The organism is Microbulbifer okhotskensis, assembly GCF_023895975.1.
In the GTDB taxonomy this organism is placed as follows: domain Bacteria; phylum Pseudomonadota; class Gammaproteobacteria; order Pseudomonadales; family Cellvibrionaceae; genus Microbulbifer; species Microbulbifer okhotskensis.
This window is the reverse complement of the sequence record NZ_JALBWM010000134.1, coordinates 1-9194: the sequence shown is the minus strand read 5'-3', so window position 1 is coordinate 9194 and position 9194 is coordinate 1. Positions and strand designations below refer to the sequence as shown.

Annotated in this window: 5 protein-coding genes; 4 read left to right on the top strand and 1 reads right to left on the bottom strand. The window is 44.6% G+C overall.

Features of this window, described 5'->3' with window-relative positions; genetic code table 11:
- Nucleotides 1-120 precede the first annotated feature (120 nt).
- Nucleotides 121-3147, top strand: coding sequence for a sialate O-acetylesterase (locus tag MO867_RS19040; RefSeq protein ID WP_252472087.1), 3027 nt, complete (start codon nt 121-123; stop codon nt 3145-3147).
- Nucleotides 3148-3551: 404 nt separating this feature from the next.
- Here the strand turns inward: MO867_RS19040 and MO867_RS19035 are convergent, their stop codons facing one another.
- On the bottom strand, nt 3552-4568 hold the full coding sequence (locus tag MO867_RS19035) for an AraC family transcriptional regulator (protein ID WP_252472085.1): 1017 nt from the start codon (nt 4566-4568) through the stop codon (nt 3552-3554).
- Between the two features lie 191 nt (nt 4569-4759).
- Here MO867_RS19035 and MO867_RS19030 point away from each other — a divergent pair, with 191 nt between their 5' ends.
- The 3 genes from MO867_RS19030 (at nt 4760) to MO867_RS19020 (ending at nt 8737) form a co-directional block, all read left to right on the top strand.
- Nucleotides 4760-6676, top strand: a complete 1917-nt coding sequence (locus MO867_RS19030; RefSeq protein WP_252472083.1) for a DUF3604 domain-containing protein — start codon at nt 4760-4762, stop codon at nt 6674-6676.
- 92 nt (nt 6677-6768) lie between these two features.
- On the top strand, nt 6769-7686 hold the full coding sequence (locus MO867_RS19025) for a peptidylprolyl isomerase (RefSeq protein WP_252472081.1): 918 nt from the start codon (nt 6769-6771) through the stop codon (nt 7684-7686).
- 16 nt (nt 7687-7702) lie between these two features.
- Nucleotides 7703-8737 carry a HupE/UreJ family protein gene (locus MO867_RS19020; protein WP_252472079.1) on the top strand — a complete coding sequence of 345 codons (1035 nt, stop codon included), beginning with the start codon at nt 7703-7705 and terminating at the stop codon, nt 8735-8737.
- Nucleotides 8738-9194: the final 457 nt, after the last annotated feature.

The window sequence follows — 9194 nt, the reverse complement described above, 5'->3', positions numbered from 1 at the left end:
GAGCGGTACAGTGACTATGGGGCTATAGCTGCATGAAACTGTCCGAAGTGTTGAACTATTGAAGTTGCAGCAAATGATTGTGCCAGTGATTTCCTGGATGGTTCTTCAGACAGTCTGCTAGTGCATGTTCCCTCCCACTTAGAATTCAGAGATGTTGCCGGTGGCAACGCGGTGGTGGTTGAAGGTACCGCGCTAACAGAGCGTGCGTCTTCAGATCCGGAAGTGGAGGGTCGCACCATGTTTGTCAGTCGAAATGACTTTAACAGTGCTGACATGACCATAGCCCTTCCACAGCAAGATGATCTTGCTTACTTTAGCTTGTCATTCAAGTTTATACCGGACAGTGCCGATGGTAATGATGTTCTGGTGCGATCAATTGCCGATATCGGCGGTAACAATAATGCAGGCAGCTTTAATCTTGGTACTGATAATGGTGGCGTTGTCGGGCAGCTGGGAGATCAAGACAGCCAACAGTTTTCTAACACTGAAAGCACTTTAAAGACCCACAGCTGTAATCATGTAGCACTTACTGTCGATAATGGTACGCTGACTCTTTTTGTGAATGGAGAAGCCTCATCTGCTATTACTATCGATGCAGAAAGCTATACCGACTTGGGCGATATGCTGCAATTTTGGCCATTTTCTGGAAAAATCTGGGATGTACGCCTCTATGAGGGCGTGCTGGCATACGACGACATCATGGCGCTGGGGGGGAGTAAATGTAATGAGTCCATGATTGCCACCAGTCCCTATGACGGCTACAACAATTACCTGTGTTCGGTATATCAGTGTGAGTGGTGGCCGGACGATACCGATAAGGCTATGACAAATTTTGAGCACTATATTGTGGCTCAGGAACGCGTTTGGGAGAGGAACATTTTTGAGGCTGGAATGTATGGTCAGGGTGAGCTTTGTCGCTATTTTAGCGACGAAGGTTCCACGAGGGATTTGCAGCTAAGCGAGGGCATTAGCAATACCTTCGTTAAAGATTACACCCTGGAGAGCAACCCGCTTACCCAAGCAAATGCTCAGCATTGGATGCATGAAAATTTCCACTCCTATCAGGGAAGGCTTAACAGAGTCACTGGCCAGTCCAGTGGAAAATATACGCTGGAGTCCTCTGCTAGCTGGGGTGCAGATCACAACATACCGGGTGTTAATGATTCCTTGCTCGGTCACTATACTCTCCACCCACATATTACCTTGTGGGCCATTCAAGACTCTCCGGTGGACCACCAATACGGTCATGAATTCAAAGGTGGCCATCAATATGGAGCTTATATTTTCTGGTCATGGCTCACTAATTATGCTGTGAGTAAGGATCTGATGGGCGGTGTTTTTCGTGATTCCAGAGATGGGCTCAATGACCTGGAGGCAGCCAATGCCTATATGGCTGCTCAGGGGCATGATATGAAAGCCTTGTTTGCAGATTTCGCTGCGCACATCACAACTTGGGATATGGTTGAGAGCGTGGCCTATCAGGCATCGGAAGAAGCTTCTCTAAGGCGTATGCTGGATGTATCTCCCGAAGCTGGTACCCACGATAATAAATTTACTCAAATATTTAACTACGAGGGCACTGGCAACAACTGGACCGATATGGATACGGGCTATGTGCCCGGCTCCTGGGCGTTTAATGCTTTTAAAGTGAAAGGTATCACTGAAGACAGCAACTACACCATTGCCGTAAAAGTAGATGCTGAAAATAACCCGGCCCATGCAGATTTTCGTGGACGTGCAGTGGTCTACAACCCATCTACTGGGGCCCGGAGTTACTACCCGTTTGATATTGACAGCTCGGGTGAAACTTCCGGTACCACCATCCCGGTACCCGCAGACCACGAACTCTATGCTCTGGTGGTCACAACACCCGACACATTCAGAGACTTTGAGTTCTACGATTATGATTTTGCTATCTACCCATCCGGTGGCGATGTGAAGGTTGATCCCATAGGCGAAGCCCCCGCTGGGGATGTTGTAAAAGTTGTGGTAATGGCAGGCCAGTCTAATATGGAGGGCAACAACACTCGACTGGACCGCCTGCAGGAGCTGATTTGCCATGCTAATGCCGACTATACCTTTGGGGATGTCGATTGTGGTTCAACGGTGATCAGTAACGACCAGATCAGCGCACAGTTTATCAATAACACGGATTCTTTAATTGACTATGACCATCGAGTTGGTAGCGATAGCGATGATCCCATAGTGCAAAAGCTCGGGCAGTTTCTCTGTCGCGCGGGCAGCCTCGACTCTCTTTCAGGTGAAACCTGTAACAGCCGTGAATTTGACTTAACCGATCGACTATTTGCCACCATCAGCAGCTACTACTTCTCTACAAGTGAGGGCTCTTATGGCTACAATTACGACGCTTGGCAGCAAATGAGTACTGCAATGGGCGTGGCTGAAGCTTATTCAGATGGACAGCTGAGTTCAGACATTGAAGCTGTACGAGACGATGTAACTGTGCTCCAGTATCAGGGATCGCTGAACGACACCGGCTCTCTCTCATTCTCCGAGCGTTATGGCTCACTGTTCCCAAATTATGGTGTCTCCACCAATCGCTACGGTCCGGAACTCACTTTGGGTCACTACCTTGGAGAAGAGATCGAGAGTGATTTGTTGCTTCTGAAAGTAGTACAGGGCGGTACTGATTTACGTGTTGACTGGAAAGTACCCGGCTGTCATGACTCCGCCGTTAATGAATGGACGGAAGATGAGGAAAGCCAGGACTCACTTTACACCGCCATGCTGGAGAAAATTGAGGCCTTACGTAACCCGGAAGTTTTAGTGAGTTACTTTCCGCAATATAAAAACAAGTCGATTGAAATTGATAGTTTTATTTGGTTCCAAGGGTGGAACGATGGGGGTAATGCAGTTAATGAAAATAATTATGAGGCCAACCTAACTTGTTTAGTGAACGGTGTACGGGAAGCGTTGAATGATTATGACTTACCCATTGTCATTACCAAGAGTCACTATGGCGATGTACATGGAGCCGTCCAGTCAGCTCAGCAAAATGTTGCAGGCAACACTTATAACGTTGAAGCTCATGATACTGATGACCTATCCGGCTATTTCCATTATGACCCTGCGGCACAGTTGGTGATCGGAAAGCGTATGATGGAGGCTCGGGATAGACTGCGCTGATCAGCTCACGTGTCCCGGATATGATTGTGAAGGCTAAGCTTCTATACCTGGAAACCTAGCCCGATCCGTATCTCTCAAAGAGTATTAGTCAGAAATCCGTATTCTATAAATATTGATTTCTGCTATTTGACTCTATTTGCTATCTGATTTTTTTTAGTAACTGATCGAGTTTTTTCTGCCATCTCTGTAGGTTCATATCGTTCTCGATAGCGTTTTTTATTTTAAAATACGTGGTGGCGGAAACCTTACCCTGTCAATCGCTAAGTTTAATTTAGACCCTGATTTGAGGATACATGGAGGATGGCTATAGGCAATTGGACGGTTTTTGTGATGGTATAAAGTGGAGTGTAAATTTATGTGGGCGTGAGCTTTATGATGGGTGCCTATTTATCTATAGTGTTTCCTTACTGCTGATTGTATTTACGGTATTCTCTTGGAGATTTTCCCGTCCACTTTTTAAAGCTTCGTGAAAAACTGCTAATATCGTAGAATCCAAGCCTATAGGTGATTGTTGTTATGGGTAGTTCTTGTTCTTTGAGGTACTGAATGGCTTGGTATTTACGGGTTTCATCTAGAATCATCTGATAACTGGTGCCCTGTTCTTTTAATTTTCGGTGCAAGCTGCGACTGCTAATGCCAAGAATGTTGGCGACATTGTCTTGAGATAGCTCACCTATAGGCATTAGGTCCATTAGAACCTTATTTACATGGCCGATCATGTCAGTTTTTCTTAAGCGTGCCAGATAGTCTGAAAGAGCTTGTTCGTTGATAGACGCTAACTCAGTATTCCCGGTGGAAATATGACGTTCTACAAAGTCACGTTCAAATCGGATTTCACAGAAATTCGCACAAAAATTTATGGGGCAGTTATACGTCAGTTGGTGATATTGCATATTATTAGGCTTATCACGGGTAAGATTAATAGAGATTAAGTGTTTGTGGATATCTGGAGATATTGTTCTACTGGATTTTATTAGCAAGGCAATAAAGGCATCCATGGCATGGATACTAGGCTCGCGAGGCAAGTCATCGACATTATGCCAAGATACAATAACTTGTTGCTGTTCGTCACGAATATGAATTCTTGCGGCAGTGCTGATTACATCTGAGAATCGTGCTGATCTCTCCAAACTTTCTCTTATTGAGCTACTGGCCAGGTGAGCATAACTTAGGGCATGGAGATTTGTATGGCTTACATGTTTGGTGACCTCCAGACCAATACAATCATTACCGGATATGGTTTCAGCCAGACTCCATAGTCTTGTCATTTTTTCCAAAGGAATACGTTGATTCGTATCTCTTATACTCTTGTAGTCAATGCCAATATACTGCAAGAGTTCTTGTGTAGAACAATAAGATTTTAGAGCCTCTACAATTGGTAAGACCCAAGTTGCTATGGTCGTGTGCCCATTCTCAGCCATTTTCTATTTTGTCCTAATTAGTCAAGAGTTTGGCCGGTTAGGCAAAGAAGTACATAGGCCAAACGATTAGTATCAAACTAGGTGTTTCTGAATTCAGCGAGGATTTCGCAATATTTAGTTTATCAGTCTTGGCATGGGAAGGAAATCAGCTGTTTTTATAAGATTAGTCTGACATTCGAGCGATTTGAGCTATGCAAAATTTCATGAAAAAAAAAGTGCTGTTTGTGGGTTGTGTACTGGCGGCTTTGTGTGGAAGCCTTAGGGCAAATGAGGCGACTCAATTGTACTGGGGAGATACGCATCTGCATACATCCTACTCATTCGATGCCTTTCTAAGTCAAAATTATTCGGCAACACCTGATACCGCTTACCGGTGGGCTAAGGGCCAACCTGTCATTCATCCCTATACTCATGCAAAAGTACGTATAGGTACACCTCTAGATTTTTTAGTGGTCTCTGATCATGCAGAGGCCTTGGGAGTTATGAGGGCAGTAGTAAATCAAACCGATCAGTTAGATGAAGAATTGCCGATTCATCAGGCTTTTATGCGTTGGTTTGCCAAGCAGCACATCCGCTCTAAAGTGTCTGATAATGAGGGTATGGATATTTTTAATGAGTTACTGCCGGTAAAAGCCCTCAATCCAGAAGTCACCAAGGACCCTGTACGAAATCCAGCCAATCAAATTCCAAATCCAGTGCTCGGTGATCTAAGTAAAACCCGTACAAGTGCCTGGCATGATGTGGTTGATGCGGCAGAGCGGCATTATAGGCCAGGAAAGTTTACCAGTTTTATAGGTTGGGAGTGGAGCTCTACTCCTACAGGCGCTAACCTGCATCGGGTGGTGGTATCCCCCAATGGTTCGATGCAGGCTAAGCAATACCTACCTTTTGGTTCAGATCAGAGTCAGTATCCAGAAGATCTCTGGAGTTGGTTGGACGAAACTTCAGAACGAACTGGTAGTGAATTCATTGCTATTCCGCATAATTCCAATGTTTCCAAAGGCTATATGTTTGCAGAAACTACTCTACGAGGTGAGCCAATGGATGTTCAGTATGCGCGTACGCGTATGCGATGGGAACCCTTGGTCGAGATGACCCAAATAAAAGGGGATTCTGAGACTCATTCACAGTTATCTCCACAGGATCCCTTTTCAGATTTTGAAAATTACCCATTTTATTTACAAGCTGACCCTGAGGCCTACAGGGTAGCAAAGGGAGATTATATACGTTCAGGCTTGCGAACAGGTCTTGAGGTTGAGGGAAAAATTGGAGTGAACCCTTATAAATTTGGTTTGATTGGATCTACAGATTCTCATACTGGTATCTCGAGTGCAGAAGAAGACAATTTTTGGGGGAAATTTGCTCATGACTCTACCCCCGAGAACAAGCGTACTGATTCTATGATTGGTGGCACCAAAGCGACTGGCTGGAATATGTCGGCAGCGGGCCTTGCGGCGGTTTGGGCAGAAGAAAACACACGAGAAAGTCTATTTTCTGCCTTCAAGCGTCGTGAAGTCTACGCAACGACAGGGCCTAGAATTAGGGTGCGTGTGTTTGCCGGTTGGGGTTTTCCAGCCCACGCAATAGACGCTGAAAATATTGCCGAGTTGGGCTATACCCACGGAGTGCCAATGGGTGGAGATTTAACTCAGGCACAAGCTACAGATCAGCCAATTCAGTTACTGATTCGCGCCGTAAAAGACCCCAAGGGAGCCAATCTTGATCGTGTCCAAGTGGTCAAGTCCTGGCTGAATGAAAAAGGGCAGAGCTTTGAGCGGATATTTAATGTGGCTTGGTCTGGGGATCGGAGTATGGACGCTCAGGCTCTGTTGCCTTCAGTAGGTGATACGGTTGACCGTGAAACAGGTCAATATACGAATACGGTGGGCGCTATTGAGTTGTCTACCTTGTGGCAAGATCCTAGCTTTGATGCAGGCCAAAGAGCTTTTTACTACGTACGTGTTTTGCAGATTCCAACTCCGCGTCACTCACTTTACGATGCAGTGGCATCAAAAGAGATTAATCGTGGAAAAATTGAAATTCCTTCCGAGGGGCCTGCGATCATTCAGGAACGTGCTTATACCTCCCCTATTTGGTATTCGCCTTAATCGATAAATACACAGGGGTTCTTAAATAAATAGAGTAAATAGATCGTTCAAAACTACTAATGGATGTTATGTATTTTAAATAGGAGGCTTATATGGGATGGAGTTGGAGGAGGTTAAGTAGAGAGCCGTTGATACACTTCTTGCTTATTGCTTCGGCGTTGTTTGGTGGCGCTGAAATGGTAAGGTTGAAGGGTGATAGCCTGGATCAAGCCCATACCCTGACCTTGAGTGAAGATTTAATACTCGAGTATATTCAGTACAAAAAAAAGACTTTCAATTTAGGTTTTGCTGGAGCTTACTGGCGGGGTTTGTCGCCTGCAGAGAAATCCAGTTTAATAGACGATTATATTCGTGAAGAAGTGTTGTTTCGTGAGGCCATTAAGCTTGGTTTAGAAAAGAATGATCAGATAATTCGGCGTCGTCTTATCCAAAAGCTGGACTATGTGACTCGAGGTTTTGCTGATGATATTGATGTTTCTCTTGAAGATCTCAAAACCTACTTTCAGCAGCATCAGGAAAGCTACCGGCTCGAGCCATCAATTACTTTCACGCATGTTTTTTTTGATGCCAGAAAACACTCTAGCGAAAGAATAAATGTACTTGCATTGCAAACTTTGCAGCACCTCAGTGAAAAGTCAGAAGCTTTTGAAAAATCATCTGGCTACGGCGATAGATTCCCCTTTCATCGAAATTATGTAGAACGCACCCCCCAGTTGGTGGCCAGCCATTTGGGGGGTGCAATAGTAGAGAAGGTGTTCAAATTACCATTGAATACCTGGTCTGGCCCCTTTGAATCTCCCTATGGACTCCATTTAGTGTTGGTGGTGAAAAATATTGCAAGTCGTTTACCAGCTTTCCATGACGCTGCCCCCATGATTTTAGAAGACTATCGCCGTGAAAATATGGATAGACTTAGCCGAAAAAGATTGCAAGAATTAATGGCTCGTTATCAAATTGAGATGGATGTTTCATTGCTTAGTGTATCGCCGAGTCTCACCTATGCGAAATAGATATCTCTTATCATACTTGGCAATTGCTATTACTTTTCTCTTAACCGGTACCTATAGCTGCGCTGCTTTTTCTCATGAAGGAAGGCCAATTTATATAGAGCTGAAGGAGGTTTCCAAAAGAGCTTATGTCTTGCGATGGAAGATTCCGCCTGTTATGCAGCCGGGGACGGAGCCCGAGATCAACTTAATGGGTAGAGGATGTGAAAGGATAGGTGGAGCAGGACAGCTAGGTCCTTCGAATGCTAAAAGATATCAGTGTGAATTTTCACCCCTGAACGGTTCGAGTAAACCTGTGTTGGATTTGCAAATCCAGCTTATATACCCAGTTGCCAACCCTGCGCTGTCAACCCTCGTCGATTTTGAAAAATTAAATGGAGAGAGGATTAGTATTTTTAAAGGTCCTGAAATTCTGAGGGTAAATTTACCGTCTAACCTGTCCGATTGGGAGGGCGTGAAGCAATACATCGTAGCAGGATTTGAGCATATATTAGAAGGCTATGATCATCTACTTTTTGTTTTGTGTTTGGTGTGTATTGCACAGGGATTAAAATCCACGTTGCTTACTGTCACCGGATTTACTTTGGGGCACTCGATAACACTTGGGCTTGCCAGCTTAAACCTTTTTACCGTAAGGGTTGATATTATCGAGGTATTGATTCCTTTGAGTATTATGGTGCTTGCCGCTGAGATCATAAGGGGGAAAAACCCGCAAAATAGGACTACTTTAGTGTGGCGTTATCCTGTTGCTGTTGCTGGTGGTTTTGGGCTATTGCATGGGTTCGGATTTGCCAGTGCACTAACAGAACTAGGTCTCCCCTATGGCCAAAAGATGGTTGCCTTGGTTGGCTTCAATGTAGGTGTTGAGATAGGGCAGGTAATGTTTGTTTTGTTATCGCTGTTTATTGGTTATCTGGTCAAACTTCTTATTTCGAATTACCGCTTATTAAACCGTACATTGAGCGGTCTTCTACAGTCTGATTTAGCAATTTATCCGATAGGTATTGCGAGTGCCTATTGGTTCGTTGCTCGATCTTTGGGGGTTGTGGTTTGAAGAGCAAGGATAATTGACTCTTAGGATGAGTTTGGTAGTCATGTAGAATTCAGTTTTACTTCAATCATCAATCATCAATCATCAATCAGGTGTCCAGTTGTGCTAAGGACCCCTGAATATTTCTGTAATGTCTCGGCCAGCGTTGAAAGCTGCAGGTATTAGGCGCAGCTCTCCATGAATGGCCTTAGCCGTAGAAGGGGCTACAACACAGAAGATGTGGCCTTCAGGGCTCGCCCTATGGGACTTTCAGAGCGATTAATATTCAGGATTGCAGCAGTTTGAAAGGCCTAGGCATTAGTTTCGTGCTGACACTTAGCTGAATACGGCTATTGGTTGAATTGTGATCACTGGAGCGGGGCATTACTACTGCGGTAGTAATAATATTTAAAAAACTATTTTATAATCAACACTTCGGACAGTTTCATACAGCTATAGCCCCATAGTCACTGTACTGCTC